Below are 16,997 nucleotides of genomic sequence, written 5' to 3'. Positions count from 1 at the left end.
GAGGTTACTTTGCTACGCAGTGAATTTGAGTTATTGCTTAATGAAACATTAAGTCCAAGTCGTTTCAAAGATTATGCGCCCAATGGTTTGCAGGTGGAAGGAAAAAAAGACATTAACCGTGTTGTGACAGGTGTTACAGCAAGTCAGGCGTTAATTGATGCTGCTATTGAACTAAAGGCCGATGCAATCTTTGTTCATCATGGGTATTTTTGGAAAAACGAAGATCCTCGTATTGTTGGTATGAAGTATCGCCGTATCGCCGCATTAATAAAGCATGACATCAATTTGTATGGTTATCACTTGCCGTTGGATGCGCATCCAACTCTGGGCAATAATGCGGGCTTGGCTGATGCTATTGGTTTGTCTTGTCGATCTGCTCTACAGACTGGGGTTCCTATCGAGGAGTCCATCGGTATTGTGGGTGAGTTAGAGGAAGCTATGTCACTTGATGCTTTTCAGCAACGAGTTGAATCAGCGGTCAGTCGAAGTGTGTTGTTTGAGCGTGTTAGTGATCAGCCTATACGTCGAGTGGCTTTGTGTACTGGAGGTGCGCAAGGTTATATAGAGCAGGCTGTGGCTATTGGGGCAGATGTTTTCATTACAGGTGAAGTGTCTGAGCAGACTATTCATATTGCTCGTGAAATGGGAATTCATTTCATTGCGGCTGGGCATCATGCTACCGAACGGTTTGGGGCTAAATCTATAGCGGCGTATTTGTCGGACGAATGTGGCTTAGTTGCGACCTTTATTGATGTGGATAATCCTGCTTAATGTTGATGGTTAAGCGTAAAAAAGGGCTTTTAAAAAGCCCTTTTTTTATATAGTGCGTTTCGGTTCTAGATCTGAATCTCTGTTTCGATCATCTAGGCCAAAGCTTTCACTGAGCATGCCAGGTTCTTTATCTTTCTTGAGAGCGTAATCTCTAGGTGCTTCTGTTATCTCGGAGTCATCTGTCAACACTGAGGTGGTGGTTTGATGGCTTTCTATTTTAACATTGCTTAATTGAGGTGCATTGCTGGCAAGGCAGTTTCTCAATTCTGCTAGTCGCTTTTCGGCAGCAATAAGGTGTTCATTGCTGTCAGTGAAGAAGTTATCAATGATGACTTGTTTGCTGTCTAGCTCCTGTTGTAGCGATTTAATGGTGATAACGCTTGAGTTAGATATTGTTTGCTTACTTTGTCTTGTGTTGAGGCTTTTAACAAAAAGCGTGGCAACGCAGCCAATAATGATGCCAGTAATAAATATGATAATGTTGAATTCTTCCAAGTTCATGACTTTCTCCAAAAAACAGATAATCCATTATAGCTAAATCACTTCTACGATAACAGCTTGATAGGTGTTGTTTAAGGCGCAATTTGTTAGAATAAACGCAATTCACCTAATTGAACGAATAAGAGCGGCGATGACACCCATTACACGTTACAAGCAAGATTTGACCAGAGAAGACTTCCATTATGATCCAGCTCAAGAAGAAGCGGTAGAGGCTCTTCAAGATTTATTTGATCGCTTAGTCGCAAATCAGGCTAATAAGCCTTCAGATGGACTTTTGGGAAGGTTTTTAAAGAAAAAAACACCTGCTGTAGAGCAAGGTCTCTATTTTTGGGGTGGGGTAGGTAGAGGAAAGACCTACTTAATGGATACGTTTTTTGATTGTTTGCCGACAGAGAAGAAAATACGCCTGCATTTTCATCGCTTCATGCAGATGGTTCATCAGGAATTGCGTAAGTTAAATGACGTTAAAAATCCGCTAGAGATTGTGGGTAAGCAAATATCTTCGAAAGCGCAGGTTTTGTGCTTTGATGAGTTTTTTGTAACTGATATTACCGATGCGATGATATTAGCGGGCTTGCTAGATGTGTTGTTTAAGAATGGCACTACCTTAGTTGCTACTTCAAACATTGAGCCAGATGGCTTGTATAAGAATGGTTTGCAGCGAGCGCGTTTTTTACCAGCTATTGATCTGGTTAAGCAGCACACCAAAGTAATGAATGTTGATGGTGGTGTCGACTATCGATTGCGTACGCTGAAGCAGGCTAAACTGTATCATTACCCTTTAAGTGAAGCGGCTGATAAGGAGCTAAATGACAGGTTTATGAGTCTTATTTCTGATGCGTCTCATATTGTAGAGGGTGGTGGTGTCGAAATTGAGGGACGTACAATCCCTCTTTTGAGGAGTTGTGAAAGTCTTGCTTGGTTTGATATTAAAGCGCTTTGCGATGGCCCAAGAAGTCAAATTGACTACATCGAAATTGCGCGTCTTTATGGTACGGTGATTATTTCTAACTTACCTCAGATGGACGCTTCTCGTGATGATTTGGCGAGACGCTTTATTAACTTGGTTGATGAGTTTTATGATCGTCATGTCAAGGTGATATTTACAGCCGAGGTGGCAATCCCTGATATATATACAGGTACAAGGTTGGCCTTTGAGTACGACCGGACTGTGAGCCGATTGTTAGAGATGCAATCTGAAGAATATTTGTCTTTAGAGCACCGTCCTTAAGAGTATTTCGACTTTCATATTTTATTAGGTTGGTATATACTTCGCTCGCCTTTTTAAAGGTAAGTGTACGTTGATCGGAAGCTTTGCTTTCGGCCAACCAATAATAATAGGTATAGCGTGTCATTGAACACGCATATTGATAGGGTTTTTTCATGAAAACTTTTACAGCTAAACCTGCTGAAGTGCGCCGCGACTGGTTCGTGGTTGATGCTGAAGGCAAAACTCTAGGTCGCTTGGCTACTGAAATTGCTCGCCGTCTTCGCGGTAAGCATAAAGCGGAATATACTCCTCATGTTGACACTGGTGATTACATCGTTGTTATCAATGCTGAGAAAGTTCACGTTACAGGTAACAAAGCAGCTGCTAAACAATACTACCGCCATACTGGTTATCCAGGCGGCTTGCGTTCTATGAATTTCGAGAAGTTGATTGATCACGCTCCAGAGCGCGTTCTTGAAATCGCCGTAAAAGGTATGTTGCCAAAAGGTCCTTTGGGCCGTGCAATGCACAAGAAAATGAAAGTGTACGCTGGTACTGAGCATCCACATGCTGCTCAACAGCCTCAAGCCCTTAACATTTAATACGGAAGATCATTATGTCAGCTACTCAATACTACGGTACAGGTCGTCGTAAAACGTCTACCGCTCGTGTTTTCCTTAAAGCGGGTACTGGTAACTTAGTTATCAATAACCGTACTCTTTCTCAGTACTTCGGTCGTGAAACAGCTCAGATGGTTGTTCGTCAGCCTCTTGAACTTGTTGATGCTACTGAAAAATTTGACGTTTACATCACTGTTAAAGGTGGTGGTATCTCTGGTCAAGCTGGTGCGATCCGTCACGGTATCACACGCGCATTGATGCAATACGATGAGACTCTACGTCGTACTCTACGTTCTGCAGGATTCGTTACACGCGACTCTCGTGAAGTTGAACGTAAGAAAGTTGGTCTACGCAAAGCACGTCGTCGTCCTCAGTTCTCTAAGCGTTAATTTTCGCTTTGGAATTATTATCAAAACGCTTGGTGTATTCGCCAAGCGTTTTTTTTGTTTGAAATAAATACAGTGTTACTATCGTTCAGCGTGATGATTTTTCTAAGAAAAATTGTTTCAAAAAATGTTAGAATAGCGGCTCTATAAAACAAAAGGTTTTCTTGGTGTTGCAAATCTCTTGTTTTCTGAAGCTGCGTGGTTATTAAACCGTAGAAATAATATTTTTAGTGTGACGAAGTTGTGTAATGTGTTTGTTACTTCGTCTCCATACTATAGTTTGTCCTTTTCTTCGAAGAGGGCGTTGATGTTTTCAATATAGGGGTTAGACATGGGTGTTATTGCAAAGCGCTCCTCAATGACGTTCTTCTCAGATGGAGAGGATCATTACAGCCATAGAGTTCGTATTGTATTGGCTGAAAAAGCCGTCACAGTGGACATCATAGATGTAGACCCATTTAACAAGCCAGACGAACTGGCTGATGTTAATCCATACAATGAACTTCCAGCATTGGTTGATCGTGATTTGGTTCTATACGAACCAAATGTAATGATGGAATATTTGGATGAGCGTTTTCCGCATCCACCATTACTACCTGTTTACCCTGTAGCACGCGCTGAAAGTCGCTTGTTTATGTATCGTATTCAGCGTGACTGGGCAAAGTTAGTTGATTTGATTTTGACTAGTAAAGACAAAGACGCGGTTGCTCAGGCACAAAAAGAATTGCGTGAAGGTCTATTAAATGTAGCGCCAATCTTTGAAGAGAAGCCTTATTTCATGAGCGATGAGTTCACCATCGTTGATTGCTGCTTGGCTCCTATTTTATGGCGTTTACCGGCATTGGGCGTAGAGATTCCTAAAGAGCAAGCAAGAGCTCTGTATAAATATATGGACCTTGTATTTGCTCGTGAATCTTTCCAAGAAAGCTTATCTGAAGCTGAACAGGAAATGCGTTTAGACTAAGCTGAGAGCCTTCTCAAGCTTTGTTTAGTAACAAAAGAGGAGCTGTTATAGCTCCTTTTTTTTACAAAGATTTATATGTAGTAGGAGTGAAAATGTTACCTAAACGATCTTATTTATTGAATGCAGCGTATTCTTGGGTTGCTGATAATGACATGACTCCTTATCTTTTGGTCGATGCTGAGCAAAAAGACGTTGTTATTCCTACAGAGTTTGTTAAAGATGGACAAATTGTTCTTAACATTAGTATGACTGCTGTGCGGCACTTAATAATGGATAAAGACGCTGTTTCTTTTGAGGCAAGGTTTAGCGGTAAGCCTATGCAGGTTTACGTTCCTATGTCGGCGGCTCTGGCTTTGTATGCAAAAGAAAATGGTGACGGTTTTGTGTTTCCGGATGAAGAGTTTCTTGATAAACCAACTCCGCCGACGCCACCGGAGCCTAAAAAGGGTTTTCAGTTGAAAGTAGTGAAATAAAAGATTTCATTGGTGTTACATTATCGACAAAAAAAGAGCCGCAAACAGCGGCTCTTTTTTTGTCTTGAATTTAGGTTTATTCGATTCTCTTAATCTTCATAGCCAAAAAGTTGTCGTTCAAGTAAATCTATTAATATATGGATAACACTCAGTTGGCACTCGTGTACTCTTGCAGTGCCAAGCAGATTTATTTTTATTTCTGTATCGTCTTGTGACGTAAGTGATGAAACGTTTTTGGCTTCTGGGCTGGTAAGGGCGACTATCCCCATTTTGCGCTCATGCGCTGCTTGAATGGCTTGTATGATAGGGGATGTGTTGCCACGGTTGGCTACAACGAACAGTATGTCCCCAGGATTGCCCAATGCAGTAATTTGCTTTGAGAAGACGTCGTGGTAACTGTCGTTATGGGTTATAGCTAATAAAGCAGCACCTTCACCGCTTAGGCAAATGGCAGGTAAGCCGGGGCGTTCTCTATCCATTCGATCTAGCATCAGGGTGCTGAAGTATTGCGATAGGTGGGATCCCGTACCATTACCAACACAAATCACTTTACCGCCGGAGGCAATGCTTGAAAAAATGACTTTAGCAGCGTGTTCAATGTAAGGGGGTAAACTTTCCAGCGCCTGTTGTTGTGCTTCAAAACTCTGGGCAAATTGTGTATAGATTGCTTCTTGAAAATCCATAGTTATTAAAATACTGCTTTCAGCCAAGTTAAGTGTTGTCGGTCTATTTCTGCGTCAAATAAGATTGCATCAAAACGACTTGCGTGATGTTCTTTACGGTTTTTTTGTAACCATAGTGCCGCGCTGTTGCGGACTTTTTGTAATTTAGAAGCGCTTAAGCTCTCGGCTGCGCTACCGTGTAATAGCTTTGCCCTATAGCGCACTTCTATGAAGATATAAGTTTCATTGTCTAAAAATATTAAATCTATTTCACCCATACGGCAGAAAAAATTTCTTTCAACAAAGCGAAGCCCTTCTTTTTTTAAAAAGGCCTCAGCAAGTTGCTCTGCTTTTTTGCCATTATTTTTCGAGGCTTTCCTTCTGTTCAAAAAACTGCTGACTGTTTGCATATACCAAATTTCCTTTTCGGTAGGTCATGATTTCAGGTCTTTTATGAAAAATACCATTTTCATCGATCGTTATAATGCCAGTATTTGCAGAAACTTTGGTGCTTGGGAGTAAGGCGAACAGCTTGTACTTGTTGGCTAATAGGTACGAATCTGCTCCCAATGCTTGTAGGCGTCGTAAAATGTTTGAACTTTGATTTTTCGGTAATGCACTCAATGCCGTATTTTTAGGGGTGAGTGCAGGGAGTTCTGTAAAGAGTATGCGCTCAATGTCTTCAGGCTTGGTTGATTTTTCAGGAGCGCTATCATTAAGAGTACTGCTGGCCAACATAGGGATTTTTTCGGCAAAGTAGAAATCTAATAAAGGCCTAATTTGCTTAGCATCATTTAACTTGCCTACATAGTAAACGTAATCAAGATCTTCTCGAGACCTTGCGATACTATCTACATTGGTTCCAGTCCACCTCTCAATCAGTCTTCGGCGGGCAAAACTCTCATCGATCAAGAGTAATTTTTGTATTGCCTCTTGTCTGCCTTTCGGCGTGTTAGCGTAGGTTTGGTTTGAAATTAGGTCCACATTTTCTTTTTCTGCAGCGGCTCGAAAATCATCCCCTTGCTTTAGTGCCCATGTGTCTTGAATGCTTAAAATAGCAGCTTTATTAGCGCTTTCTTTTTTGGCAAAGGCGATGATTTCGTGAATTTCATCTTCAGGGCTGAGAGAGAAGTGGAACAAGTTCTTAGGGTGCTGATTAACATCTAGCTGATTGAGTGCAATCACGGGGATAGGCAAATTTAAGCGACTAATCTGCGCCACATTATTTTTTTGAAGAGGGCCGATGATAACATCTGGCTGTATCTCGTTTGCGGCATCCAAAGCATCAGATATATTGGAGTAGTCCTCTACATTGATAATGACAACTTTTGGCTTTGCTTCTTTTTGATTGTAATAGCTGGCAAAAAAGCCATCCACAATGGCTTGGGAAGCACGCTCTAATGGTCCGCTCATAGGGAGTAATAACACAATTTTTTCAGGCGTCATTTGGCCAACAGATGCCATTATCAGAAAGTCTTGTGGTGGTGATAGTGCAGCTGGGTGGTTTGGATTTTCTGCTTTCCAGTTGTCGAATACTTTTAGCTGTTGTTCGATTGAAAGTGACTGATTGCGTAAAATTCCACTGATGGTTAGCCATCCATTCAAAAGAGGCGTTTTCTGCTGGTACAGTTCGTCAACTTCATTCTTGGTCAGGTTTTGAATTGCTAACCATAATTTAGCTTGATTGTCTTCGCCTTCATTCAGTGGCAGGTTGAAAGTCAAGTCCATACGCAGATTGACCACATCTAACCAGTTACCGAAGTATTCTAAGATACTGGCTTTGGTTTCTTTTAGCGTGTTTTGATTGTCAGGGTGACGAGCAGCGGCCAAGGCATCTGCTTGGACTAAATAATTCATGGCAGCCGTTGAGTTATCTAGTTGAGAGGCGGCTTGTGCTGCTAATAAATATCCAGCAAAGCGAAGCGATGAGGTCGTGGTCAGTACGTCGTTTTCAAGTAGATCTAACGCCTGCTGGTATTCACCTTGTTCGTAAAACATTCTTGCAGAGGAGAAGCTTTTAGCCAGTGACTCTGAAACATCAGACGTTTTTCTTGGATGGTATATGCTTGCTGGCAAGCTGTTCTCTTGCCCTGCGTTTGCTTTCTGAGCTGCAGTTTGTTGTTCCATGTTTAAATTCATGGAATTACAGGCGCTTAGCAGCACACTGCAAAGAGTTAATGATATGATGCGGTAATTAATTAGGCTCATAAGCTTATAAAATGACAAATAAAAGAGGCAACATGGTACCACATAGTTCTGATGATGCGAGAGGGTCGCTGTACATAGTTGCCACTCCAATTGGCAATCTAGATGATTTCAGTAAGAGAGCAGAGCAAACTTTACGCAATGTAGACTATATCGCGGCAGAAGACACTCGACACACTCGCCGCTTACTCAATCATTTTGCGATTGAAGCGAAGCTATTTTCAATTCACGACCATAATGAAAAAGATAAAGCTAACTACGTTGCCAGCTTATTAGAGGAAGGCAAAAGTGTCGCTTTAGTCTCTGATGCGGGTACGCCACTTATTTCAGATCCTGGCTATCACGTGGTGCATGCATTGCGAGAGCAAGGTCATAAAGTTGTGCCGATCCCTGGTGCTTGTGCGTTGATTTCAGCATTGTGTGCTTCTGGTTTGCCTACTGATCAGTTCTTTTTTGCGGGTTTTGTACCAGCTAAATCCAAAGGTCGTTGTGACTTGTTTGAATCTTGGAAGAAGCAAACTGGCACCGTGGTTTTTTATGAGTCTACCCACCGAGTTTATGACTCCATTGCGGATGTACAAAAAGTCTATGGTGAGGATGCTCAGCTGGTTTTAGCGCGGGAAGTAACGAAAACGTTTGAAACGTTTTTATCCGGAACGGCCTCAGAAATACTTGCCAAGTTCGATGCAGATGCCAACCAAATGCGTGGTGAGTTTGTCGTTATGCTGAGTTTTACGCAAGAAAGCGGTAATGAAGCCGAATTAGAAGCGAAGCGTATTCTGACGATTTTGTTAGAAGATTTACCGGTTAAGCAAGCGGCAGCCATGGCGGCTAAATTAACGGGTGAGAAGAAAAATTACCTCTATAAAATGGCGCTGGAAATGCAAGCCGAGTAGTTTTTCGTTGATTGGTTCCTCAAACACTTGCTGAAAATGTGGGTGTTTACATTCCGATAAGACTGGGTATACTCAGCCCTACTTGTCGGAGTGCCATTTGGCTGAGATCGCATAATTAAATGCGGGATCCGCAGAACCTGATCGGGCTAATACCCGCGTAGGAAACAAGAAAGTCTCTATTTTTCTTTTCTGCATCGAATGAACTCCTGATTTTTATGGAATCGATGCGGTCATATGTCTACAGCATCCTTTCCTAATAAAATTCAGGGTTCATGTTTTGCAAATTAACGCCAGTAGTGCGTTTGCCTGTAAAACAGCACCCCAGACAAGCAATTCTCCATTTTTTAAATAAGGGAAGTGCTATGTCGACTACTAATGAACCTCAAAAAAAACCAAGCAAACAGTCTAAAAAACAGACTCGAGAAGAAACGCGCCAAGCCGCCAAGTCTTTTATCGAATCATTACAAGCCAAGCCTTTTCCAGCGTCTGAGCGCATATATTTGAGCGGATCAGACGATTCGATTCGCGTTCCTATGCGTAAGATCAACTTAACCGATACACCGATTGGTTCTGATCCAGATAACCTGACTTTCGAACCCAATGAAGCCATCTATGTTTACGATTGTTCTGGTCCATATGCAGATCCGCACGAAAATATCGATGTGTATCGTGGTTTGGCGCCAATGCGTGCTTCTTGGATCGACAAGCGTAATGACTCCGAGGTGTTGCCCAGTGTGTCGTCAGAATTTGCGCAATCACGTTTAGAAAACTCGGCTCTGGATGAATTGCGTTTTAAAGAGTTACCTAAAGTACGCAAAGCGCGCCAAGGCAAGTGTGTGACGCAAATGCATTACGCTCGTCAAGGTGTTGTTACGCCAGAAATGGAATACATCGCTTTACGTGAAAATCAAAATATCGATGCGATCAAAAGCGAATTGTTGTTGAAGCAGCACCCAGGTCAAAGCTTTGGGGCGAACCTGCAAACACGCATTACGCCAGAGTTTGTTCGTGATGAAGTGGCAAGAGGTCGCGCCATTATCCCTAACAACATCAATCACCCTGAATCCGAGCCCATGATCATTGGTCGTAACTTCTTAGTGAAGGTGAATGCCAATATTGGTAACTCTGCCGTGACATCTTCCATTGAAGAAGAAGTAGAAAAACTAGTGTGGTCGACCCGTTGGGGTGCAGATACAGTAATGGATTTATCGACAGGTAAAAACATTCACGAAACCCGCGAATGGATCTTGCGTAACTCGCCAGTGCCAATCGGTACTGTACCTATTTATCAAGCTTTGGAAAAAGTCGATGGTGTGGCCGAAAATCTGAACTGGGATGTTTTTCGGGATACTTTGATCGAGCAAGCGGAGCAGGGTGTGGATTACTTTACCATTCACGCCGGCGTTTTGCTGAGCTATGTGCCCATGACGGCTAAACGCCTGACGGGCATCGTGTCTCGCGGTGGTTCTATCATGGCGAAATGGTGTTTGGCGCACCATACAGAAAGCTTCTTGTACGAGCGCTTCCGCGAGATTTGTGAGTTGTGCGCGCAATACGATGTGGCCTTGTCGCTTGGTGATGGCTTGCGTCCGGGGTCTATCATGGATGCCAATGACGAAGCACAAATGTCGGAACTTCGCACCTTGGGCGAGTTGACAAAAATCGCTTGGGAGTACGATGTGCAAGTGATGATCGAAGGGCCGGGGCACGTGCCAATGCAGCTTATCGAAGAGAATATGACCGAGCAGCTGAAGCATTGTCACGAAGCACCCTTTTACACGTTAGGGCCATTAACACAAGACATTGCTCCGGGTTACGATCACATCACGTCTGGTATTGGGGCAGCGCAAATCGGTTGGTATGGCTGTGCCATGTTGTGCTACGTGACGCCAAAAGAGCATCTTGGGTTGCCAAACAAAGAAGACGTTAAGCAAGGCTTAATTACCTATAAAATCGCCGCTCATGCAGCGGATTTGGCCAAGGGTCATCCTGGGGCGCAAATTCGAGACAACGCCTTATCGAAAGCACGGTTTGAGTTTCGTTGGGAAGATCAGTTCAACCTGTCGTTAGACCCTGAAACCGCCCGTTCTTATCACGATGAAACATTGCCGCAGGCCTCTGGTAAAGTTGCGCATTTCTGTTCCATGTGCGGGCCAAAATTCTGTTCGATGAAAATCACCCAAGAAGTTCGCGACTATGCAAAAGGGCTAGAGAGTGCAAAAGAGTTAGAAGGCACACAGGCAATCGATGTGAGTGCTTTAGAAGCGAACGCCGGTATGCAGCAAATGTCTGAGCATTTTCGTGAACTAGGCAGTGATGTCTACTTAGCCACAGATAAGTTAACCACAGATAAATTAACGTCAAATAAATCAAAAGAAGAATCGCTGTAAGCGAAAGGAGGATATATGTCTATAAAACCTCCTGTGGTCTGGTGCGTGGGCGAGTCGGACTCGTCCGCCCACACTGGACTTCAAGTGGATTTACACACAGGGCAAGATTTAGGTTGCCACGTGCAAACCATCGTCACTTGCATCACAGCGCAAAACTCCAAAGAAGTGCGCATCGTCGAGCCTGTTTCTTTGTCCATGTTCGATGAGCAGTGGCAAACCTTGCTCGACGACGTACCGCCAGATGCTATTAAAGTGAGCTTGCTACCATCCGTTGAGATAGTAAAAGCCTGTTCGATTTGGTTGAAGCGTGTTAAAGCAGACTTTCCTGCTGTGTTGGTTGTCTTTGATCCCGTTATGGCGGCGAGCAGCGAGTTGGGAGATCGATTGCTGCAAGACTCAGTCGCAGCGTCTTTATTGGAATCAGTGCTGCCTTATGTGGATGTCATTACACCCAATTTGATGGAGTTTGAACGGCTGACAGGTTTATCAGCTCAACAGTCAGTGGTTGATATACAAGGTCAGTTGGCTGCGTATTTATCGTCGTCCAAGTGTGCTTGGTTGCTGAAATCAGGTCAATTAGATTCAGAGAAGGCAACAGGCTGGCTAGTGAACCGGGATTCTATCATTGGTTTCGCATGCGAAAGACTGGTTGTACAAAACACCCGTGGCACAGGCAACGCCTTGTCGACAGCATTAGCGAGCTTTATTGCTCATGGCTACGATCTTTTGGATGCGATGACTATGGCGCAAGCTTATATCACTGGTGCCTTGAAAACAGGCGTGGAAATAGGCAAAGGAATTGGTTCATTGGGTCGACCTGGTTGGCCTCTTCAGATTGAAAACCTTCCAGCGATTGTTTCACCAAACATGAGCACAAAGGCGCCAACAAAACGGCCTTTTGCCAAGATGGACCTCAAAAAAATGGGCTTGTATCCCGTTGTTGATTCTGTGGATTGGTTGGAACGAGTGTTAAAGCAAGGCGTGAAAATCGCTCAGTTGCGCATCAAAGACCCTGACGACGCAGATCTAGAAAGTAAAATCCAACAGGCGATTGCCTTGGGTAAAGAGTACGACGCGCAAGTCTTTATTAATGACTATTGGCAGCAGGCCATCGCTTTTGGCGCTTATGGCATTCATCTCGGTCAGGAAGATTTGGAGGTGGCGGATTTAGCGAAAATCCAAGCTGCAGGGCTGCGACTCGGCATCAGTACCCATGGCTACTATGAAATTGCTCGAGCTCAATCTATCCAACCAAGCTACATTGCTTTGGGTCATATTTTTCCAACACAAACCAAAGATATGCCATCTCAGCCACAAGGCTTAAGTCGACTGGTCCATTACGCAACTTTATTAAAAGGCGCGTTTCCGACTGTGGCCATTGGTGGTATCAATGCCGAACGATTGCCGAGCGTTACGCATACGGGCGTCGATAGTGTTGCCTTGGTGACAGCCATCACTAAAGCGATTGATCCAGAAGCAGCGACACAATTACTCATTAGGTCGTTTGAACAGCACTCGAACACTCAAAGAAATAAAGGAGGCGAGCAATGAAGATTATGTTGAACGATGCGTCTCATGAGTTTGTTGGAGAGACGCTCCAAGATTTGCTTACTCAATTAGGCAAAAGCGAGCAGGGTATTGCCATTGCGATTAACCAGCAAGTGGTGCCAAAAAGCTTGTGGTCTAGTACGGAGCTGAATGAGCAGAGTCAGGTATTTATTTTTGAATCGATTGCAGGAGGCTAATATGTCGTCTTTATTTATTGCTGGACACGAATTTCATTCTCGGCTTTTTACCGGAACTGGCAAGTACGCCAGTGCCGATGCCATGATGGATTCTTTAAACGCTAGTGAGAGTGAGTTAGTCACGTTATCGTTACGTCGTATGGATTTAAAAAATCAGACGGACAACATTCTTCAGCCTTTGCTGCAACAGGGGATGAAATTATTGCCTAATACGTCTGGTGCGCGCACCGCGAAAGAAGCGGTATTTGCCGCTGAACTTGCTCGTGAGGCATTAGAAACCAATTGGGTGAAGTTGGAGATTCATCCTGATCCGCGTTATTTGATGCCAGATGGTATGGAAACCCTATTGGCCGCTGAAGAGTTGATCAAAAAAGGCTTTGTGGTGATGCCTTATGTTCATGCCGACCCCGTGCTTTGTAAGCGATTGGAAGAAGTGGGCTGTCAATGTGTTATGCCGCTGGGGTCGCCTATTGGCTCGAATATGGGGTTGGCGAGTCGTCCTTTTCTGGAAATTATTATTGAGCAAAGTAGGGTGCCTGTGATTGTGGATGCAGGGATTGGTGCGCCATCTGATGCTGCTTTAGCGATGGAGATTGGTGCGGATGCGGTATTGGTAAATACGGCCATGGCCGTCGCTAAGCAACCGGCTCAAATGGGCAAGGCCTTTAAACTTGCTGTGGAGGCAGGGCGTATGGCTTATGAATCGGGTTTGGGGGAAAAACGCTTGCAAGCGAATGCCACCAGCCCTTTGACGGACTTCATTGGGGCTCTGTCATGATAGAAGGAGCCAGTCAAAAAATTCGCATGCTAGAACAAAGTCCTGCTACGAAAGGTCAATTCAGCGAGTTTGTTGAAAATGCCGATTGGCAGGAAGTGACACGGTCGCATCAAGAAAAAACTGAGCAAGATGTGTTGCGAGCCTTGAGCAAAAGCAAGTTGGATGTGGATGATTTTGCAGCCTTGATTTCTCCTGCCGCAGAGCCGTATTTGCTGGAAATGGTGGCGAAAAGCGAGCAGCTTACTTTGCAACGCTTTGGTAAAACGGTGAGTTTGTTTGCGCCTTTGTATTTGTCTAACACCTGCGCGAACGAATGTACCTATTGTGGTTTTTCTATGAGCAACGCGATTAAGCGTCTCACTTTAAATGAAACCCAGCTAGGAAAGGAAATCGAAGCGATTAAAGGCAAAGGCTTTGACCATATTCTCCTGGTGACAGGAGAAACCAATAAAGTCTCTATGCCTTACTTTGAGCGCATGATTCCGCTTATCAAGCCGCATTTTAGTCAGCTCTCCATGGAAGTTCAGCCATTAGATGCAAACGAATACAAACAGCTACAAGGTATTGGCTTAGATGGTGTGCTGGTTTATCAAGAAACTTATCGACGAAAAACCTATCTTGAGCATCATTTACGCGGCAACAAATCCAACTTCAACTATCGACTAGACGCGCCGGATCGAATCGGGCAAGCAAGTATCCATAAAATTGGCTTGGGTGTGTTACTTGGCTTGGAGGATTGGCGTACGGACTCCGTGATGATGGCGCATCATCTTCGGCATTTGCAAAAGCGTTACTGGCGCAGCCGATTTAGTGTGGCGTTCCCGCGTATTCGTCCTTGTGAGGGTGGGATCGTTCCCAAATCAGTCATTTCAGATCGTCAATTAGTTCAGCTTATTGCTGCGTGGCGCTTGTTTGATCGAGATTTGGAAATGAGCTTGTCTACTCGTGAGTCCCCTGAATTCCGCCATCATGCGATGCGTATGGGCTTTACCACCATGAGTGCGGAGTCGAAAACCCAACCGGGTGGATACGCGGATGATTCTCTGGAAGCCTTAGAGCAATTTGAGATCAGTGACGAAAGGCCAGTTGCAGAAATCATGGAGATGATTCGTCAACAGGGGCGCGAAGTGGTCTGGAAAGATTGGGATCCAGCGCTTTCTTACATTTAAATGTGGATGATCGTAAAGCCAATCATTCGCACTTCTAAGAATATGTTCAGGTTTGCTCGCTTATTAGGAAAAAACGGTGAATGCGCACTTTCCTTTACGTTCTCATGACAAGTTGTGCATCTCGATTCACTCTCTTTGGCACTGTTTGACAGATAAATCGACATAATGGATTTCATTCAAACAGGAAACAGAGCGTAAGGAGCTAACTATGTTTAATCGTAAAAAAGCAGGAATGATGGGTGCGATTGGTTTAAGTGCCGCGATTATTACTGGCGTAGCCGTCAGTGCATTTGCAGAAACTAAAACGCCTCAGGGCGATATGTCTAAAGGTGAAGCGGTGCAAAGCGCTCCAATCAATACTGCACCAAGCCATGAACAACTGGCAAGTCGCATCGCGCAGCAGCTAGGTTTGGATGAAAAAACTCAAACCAAAGTGTCTGACCTTTTTGAAAAAGACGGTAAGGCAATTCGTAAAATTCAAGAGCAGTTACAAACGACTCAAATGGAGATAAGTAGTTTATCACCAGGCTCTAAAGGCTACATGGATAAGGTGGATGATCTTGCAGAAAAAAGTGGTGAGCTAACAGAAGATCTGACCGTGGCTTATGCAAAGAACCGTGCAGGCCTTTATGAGTTGTTGACGCCTCAGCAAATTGAAAAGCTGGAAACTCCAGTACAGCCACAATCGTAATATTTCATTAATACATTTCCCTTTGTATTGAGAGCCTTGCCCCAGCAGTGAAATGCAGGGGCTTTTTTTTGACCAAAAAAAGCCAAATCCTTGATAGGGATTTGGCTTTTACTATTTTTGTTCAAACAAGTGGATTTTAATAAGGCTTGTGCCTTTTTAAAACTTAGCTCGCAACGGTGTTGAACAGTTCAAAATAGGTTGGGAAGGTTTTTGATGTGCAGCCCGGATCGTTGATAGTTACAGGTGTATCTGAAAAAGCAACCAGCGAGAAACACATAGCGATGCGATGATCGTTATAAGTATCGATGGCGGCATGTTGTAGTTTCTCAATGGGCGTGACGGTAATGAAGTCTTCGCCTTCAATTACATCAGCACCGAGCTTTTTCAACTCCGTTGCCATGGCGTACAAACGGTCTGTTTCTTTTACACGCCAATTGTAAATGTTGCGAATCGTCGTTGTACCTTTTGCAAAAAGGGCAGTAGTCGCTATAGTCATGGCTGCATCTGGGATGTGGTTCATGTCTAGATCAATGCCATTAAGTTCGTTATGTTCTGCGGCAATCCAAGTTGGGCCATAAGTGATCTTAGCGCCCATTTTTTCGAGTACTTCCGCAAATTTTACATCGCCTTGTACACTGTCAGTGCCAACGCCATGAACTTTGATTTTTCCACCAGCAATAGCTGCTGCGGCTAGGAAGTAAGACGCAGAAGAGGCGTCACCTTCTACCATTATTTCACCAGGGCTTTGGTAGGTTTGTTGACCTTTTACCACAAATGCTTGGTAGTTTTGGTTTTCAACGTCGACACCAAATTGCTTCATGGCATGCAGGGTGATATCTATGTATGGCTTGGAAACTAGTTCACCATCTACTTTGATGGTTAAGTCACCTTTCGCCAATGGCGCGCTCATTAGAATAGCGGTTAGGAATTGGCTTGAGATGTTTCCTTTAATAGACACTTCACCGCCAGATAGGCCGTTCGCTTTAATTCGTAAAGGCGGATAGTTCTTCTCGCCTTCGTAAGCGATATCAACACCGAGAGCTGTTAAGGCATCAACTAGGTCACCAATTGGGCGTTCATGCATACGTGGTTCACCATGTAGGTAGAACTCGCCTTTGCCTAGACAAAGTGCCGCGGCTAAAGGGCGCATGGCTGTGCCGGCGTTACCCAGAAATAGGTCTCCGAAATCAGCTTGAATCGGCCCAGCAAGGCCTTCTAGTACACAGGTTGTGCCGTTGTTTTCTAGAGAATAGTTGACGCCTAATTTAGTTAGGCTTTCTAGCATGCGGCGAATGTCGTCGCTGTCTAGTAGGTTGGTGATTTTCGTGGTGCCTTTTGCTAGCGTTGCTAGCAATAAAATGCGGTTTGAAAGGCTTTTGGAACCTGGGATCTGAATCTCTCCATTTGCTTTGGAAAGAGGGCCTAGCGTAATTGAATTCATTATTAAGTCCATCACAGTAGTGTTGTGTTTATTGTTTCGCTCTTGTGCTTACTGATGTGTCGCTGCGTGTAAATTATAAGTGTCCGATATTGCCC

18 protein-coding genes and 1 riboswitch are annotated in these 16,997 nt (G+C 44.0%); of the genes, 13 read left to right on the top strand and 5 right to left on the bottom strand.

Annotated features, from left to right (window positions below; translation table 11 throughout):
- Positions 1 to 9: 9 nt before the first annotated feature.
- Complete coding sequence (locus tag JSY38_RS01475) at positions 10 to 771, top strand: Nif3-like dinuclear metal center hexameric protein (protein ID WP_114412874.1); 762 nt, start codon at positions 10 to 12, stop codon at positions 769 to 771.
- Positions 772 to 816: 45 nt separating this feature from the next.
- On the opposite strand, the gene JSY38_RS01470 is transcribed toward JSY38_RS01475, so the two are convergent.
- Positions 817 to 1,272: a Z-ring associated ZapG family protein gene (locus JSY38_RS01470; protein ID WP_205114894.1), complete on the bottom strand. Its 456-nt coding sequence runs from the start codon at positions 1,270 to 1,272 to the stop codon at positions 817 to 819.
- A 130-nt stretch (positions 1,273 to 1,402) separates the two neighbouring features.
- Between JSY38_RS01470 and zapE the strand changes: the two genes are divergently transcribed.
- The 5 genes from zapE to JSY38_RS01445 all read left to right on the top strand — a co-directional run bounded on the left by zapE (position 1,403) and on the right by JSY38_RS01445 (position 4,925).
- Positions 1,403 to 2,503: a cell division protein ZapE gene (zapE, locus tag JSY38_RS01465; RefSeq protein ID WP_205114892.1), complete on the top strand. Its 1,101-nt coding sequence runs from the start codon at positions 1,403 to 1,405 to the stop codon at positions 2,501 to 2,503.
- 152 nt (positions 2,504 to 2,655) lie between these two features.
- Positions 2,656 to 3,084 carry a 50S ribosomal protein L13 gene (rplM, locus tag JSY38_RS01460; RefSeq protein WP_113917669.1) on the top strand — a complete coding sequence of 143 codons (429 nt, stop codon included), beginning with the start codon at positions 2,656 to 2,658 and terminating at the stop codon, positions 3,082 to 3,084.
- Between the two features lie 14 nt (positions 3,085 to 3,098).
- Entirely contained in the window at positions 3,099 to 3,491 is a 393-nt protein-coding gene (gene rpsI / locus JSY38_RS01455; RefSeq protein ID WP_114412871.1) for a 30S ribosomal protein S9, read from the top strand.
- A gap of 328 nt (positions 3,492 to 3,819) precedes the next feature.
- Entirely contained in the window at positions 3,820 to 4,452 is a 633-nt protein-coding gene (locus tag JSY38_RS01450) for a glutathione S-transferase N-terminal domain-containing protein (protein WP_114412870.1), read from the top strand.
- 92 nt (positions 4,453 to 4,544) lie between these two features.
- Complete coding sequence (locus tag JSY38_RS01445) at positions 4,545 to 4,925, top strand: ClpXP protease specificity-enhancing factor (protein WP_205114891.1); 381 nt, start codon at positions 4,545 to 4,547, stop codon at positions 4,923 to 4,925.
- A gap of 89 nt (positions 4,926 to 5,014) precedes the next feature.
- Here the strand turns inward: JSY38_RS01445 and JSY38_RS01440 are convergent, their stop codons facing one another.
- Genes JSY38_RS01440 through JSY38_RS01430 form a run of 3 tightly spaced genes read right to left on the bottom strand, consistent with a single transcriptional unit; the run spans position 5,015 to position 7,714 of the window.
- Positions 5,015 to 5,608 (bottom strand): SIS domain-containing protein, encoded by a 594-nt coding sequence (locus tag JSY38_RS01440; RefSeq protein WP_114412868.1) that lies wholly within the window; start codon positions 5,606 to 5,608, stop codon positions 5,015 to 5,017.
- 5 nt (positions 5,609 to 5,613) lie between these two features.
- On the bottom strand, positions 5,614 to 5,997 hold the full coding sequence (locus tag JSY38_RS01435; protein ID WP_205114890.1) for a YraN family protein: 384 nt from the start codon (positions 5,995 to 5,997) through the stop codon (positions 5,614 to 5,616).
- A complete protein-coding gene (locus tag JSY38_RS01430) occupies positions 5,948 to 7,714 on the bottom strand; it encodes a penicillin-binding protein activator (protein ID WP_239544106.1) in 1,767 nt (588 codons plus the stop codon). Before JSY38_RS01430 ends, JSY38_RS01435 begins: the two co-directional genes overlap by 50 nt.
- A 113-nt stretch (positions 7,715 to 7,827) precedes the next feature.
- On the opposite strand from JSY38_RS01430, the gene rsmI reads away from it, so the two are divergent.
- The 7 genes from rsmI to JSY38_RS01395 all read left to right on the top strand — a co-directional run bounded on the left by rsmI (position 7,828) and on the right by JSY38_RS01395 (position 15,461).
- The gene (rsmI, locus tag JSY38_RS01425; RefSeq protein ID WP_239544104.1) at positions 7,828 to 8,688 is read left to right on the top strand and encodes a 16S rRNA (cytidine(1402)-2'-O)-methyltransferase; all 861 of its coding nucleotides are present in this window, start codon (positions 7,828 to 7,830) and stop codon (positions 8,686 to 8,688) included.
- 76 nt (positions 8,689 to 8,764) lie between these two features.
- Positions 8,765 to 8,869: riboswitch (TPP riboswitch) on the top strand.
- Between the two features lie 181 nt (positions 8,870 to 9,050).
- Complete coding sequence (thiC, locus tag JSY38_RS01420) at positions 9,051 to 11,078, top strand: phosphomethylpyrimidine synthase ThiC (protein WP_205114887.1); 2,028 nt, start codon at positions 9,051 to 9,053, stop codon at positions 11,076 to 11,078.
- A 15-nt stretch (positions 11,079 to 11,093) separates the two neighbouring features.
- Positions 11,094 to 12,629 carry a thiamine phosphate synthase gene (thiE, locus tag JSY38_RS01415; RefSeq protein WP_205114886.1) on the top strand — a complete coding sequence of 512 codons (1,536 nt, stop codon included), beginning with the start codon at positions 11,094 to 11,096 and terminating at the stop codon, positions 12,627 to 12,629.
- Positions 12,626 to 12,823, top strand: a complete 198-nt coding sequence (thiS, locus tag JSY38_RS01410) for a sulfur carrier protein ThiS (RefSeq protein ID WP_114412860.1) — start codon at positions 12,626 to 12,628, stop codon at positions 12,821 to 12,823. The genes thiE and thiS overlap by 4 nt, the downstream gene beginning before the upstream one ends.
- 1 nt (position 12,824) lies before the next feature.
- Positions 12,825 to 13,601 (top strand): thiazole synthase, encoded by a 777-nt coding sequence (locus tag JSY38_RS01405; RefSeq protein ID WP_114412859.1) that lies wholly within the window; start codon positions 12,825 to 12,827, stop codon positions 13,599 to 13,601.
- Complete coding sequence (gene thiH / locus JSY38_RS01400; RefSeq protein WP_205114885.1) at positions 13,598 to 14,770, top strand: 2-iminoacetate synthase ThiH; 1,173 nt, start codon at positions 13,598 to 13,600, stop codon at positions 14,768 to 14,770. The genes JSY38_RS01405 and thiH overlap by 4 nt, the downstream gene beginning before the upstream one ends.
- A 208-nt stretch (positions 14,771 to 14,978) precedes the next feature.
- Positions 14,979 to 15,461 (top strand): Spy/CpxP family protein refolding chaperone, encoded by a 483-nt coding sequence (locus tag JSY38_RS01395; RefSeq protein WP_114412856.1) that lies wholly within the window; start codon positions 14,979 to 14,981, stop codon positions 15,459 to 15,461.
- A gap of 163 nt (positions 15,462 to 15,624) precedes the next feature.
- Here the strand turns inward: JSY38_RS01395 and aroA are convergent, their stop codons facing one another.
- Positions 15,625 to 16,902, bottom strand: coding sequence for a 3-phosphoshikimate 1-carboxyvinyltransferase (gene aroA, locus JSY38_RS01390; protein WP_114412854.1), 1,278 nt, complete (start codon positions 16,900 to 16,902; stop codon positions 15,625 to 15,627).
- Positions 16,903 to 16,997 lie beyond the last annotated feature (95 nt).

It is taken from the genome of Marinomonas foliarum, from assembly GCF_016906065.1.
GTDB classification, from domain to species: Bacteria; Pseudomonadota; Gammaproteobacteria; order Pseudomonadales; family Marinomonadaceae; genus Marinomonas; species Marinomonas foliarum.
This window is presented reverse-complemented; position numbering and strand designations above follow the sequence as displayed.

Bases quoted from the DNA above. Each gene is read 5' to 3' on its own strand.
- JSY38_RS01440 (WP_114412868.1), bottom strand. From the start codon at position 5,608: ATGGATTTTCAAGAAGCAATCTATACACAATTTGCCCAGAGTTTTGAA.
- aroA (WP_114412854.1), bottom strand. From the start codon at position 16,902: ATGAATTCAATTACGCTAGGCCCTCTTTCCAAAGCAAATGGAGAGATT.
- thiE (WP_205114886.1), top strand. From the start codon at position 11,094: ATGTCTATAAAACCTCCTGTGGTCTGGTGCGTGGGCGAGTCGGACTCG.
- JSY38_RS01450 (WP_114412870.1), top strand. From the start codon at position 3,820: ATGGGTGTTATTGCAAAGCGCTCCTCAATGACGTTCTTCTCAGATGGA.
- JSY38_RS01395 (WP_114412856.1), top strand. From the start codon at position 14,979: ATGTTTAATCGTAAAAAAGCAGGAATGATGGGTGCGATTGGTTTAAGT.
- thiC (WP_205114887.1), top strand. From the start codon at position 9,051: ATGTCGACTACTAATGAACCTCAAAAAAAACCAAGCAAACAGTCTAAA.
- thiS (WP_114412860.1), top strand. From the start codon at position 12,626: ATGAAGATTATGTTGAACGATGCGTCTCATGAGTTTGTTGGAGAGACG.
- rsmI (WP_239544104.1), top strand. From the start codon at position 7,828: ATGGTACCACATAGTTCTGATGATGCGAGAGGGTCGCTGTACATAGTT.
- zapE (WP_205114892.1), top strand. From the start codon at position 1,403: ATGACACCCATTACACGTTACAAGCAAGATTTGACCAGAGAAGACTTC.
- JSY38_RS01470 (WP_205114894.1), bottom strand. From the start codon at position 1,272: ATGAACTTGGAAGAATTCAACATTATCATATTTATTACTGGCATCATT.
- rplM (WP_113917669.1), top strand. From the start codon at position 2,656: ATGAAAACTTTTACAGCTAAACCTGCTGAAGTGCGCCGCGACTGGTTC.
- JSY38_RS01445 (WP_205114891.1), top strand. From the start codon at position 4,545: ATGTTACCTAAACGATCTTATTTATTGAATGCAGCGTATTCTTGGGTT.
- thiH (WP_205114885.1), top strand. From the start codon at position 13,598: ATGATAGAAGGAGCCAGTCAAAAAATTCGCATGCTAGAACAAAGTCCT.
- rpsI (WP_114412871.1), top strand. From the start codon at position 3,099: ATGTCAGCTACTCAATACTACGGTACAGGTCGTCGTAAAACGTCTACC.
- JSY38_RS01405 (WP_114412859.1), top strand. From the start codon at position 12,825: ATGTCGTCTTTATTTATTGCTGGACACGAATTTCATTCTCGGCTTTTT.
- JSY38_RS01435 (WP_205114890.1), bottom strand. From the start codon at position 5,997: ATGCAAACAGTCAGCAGTTTTTTGAACAGAAGGAAAGCCTCGAAAAAT.
- JSY38_RS01430 (WP_239544106.1), bottom strand. From the start codon at position 7,714: ATGGAACAACAAACTGCAGCTCAGAAAGCAAACGCAGGGCAAGAGAAC.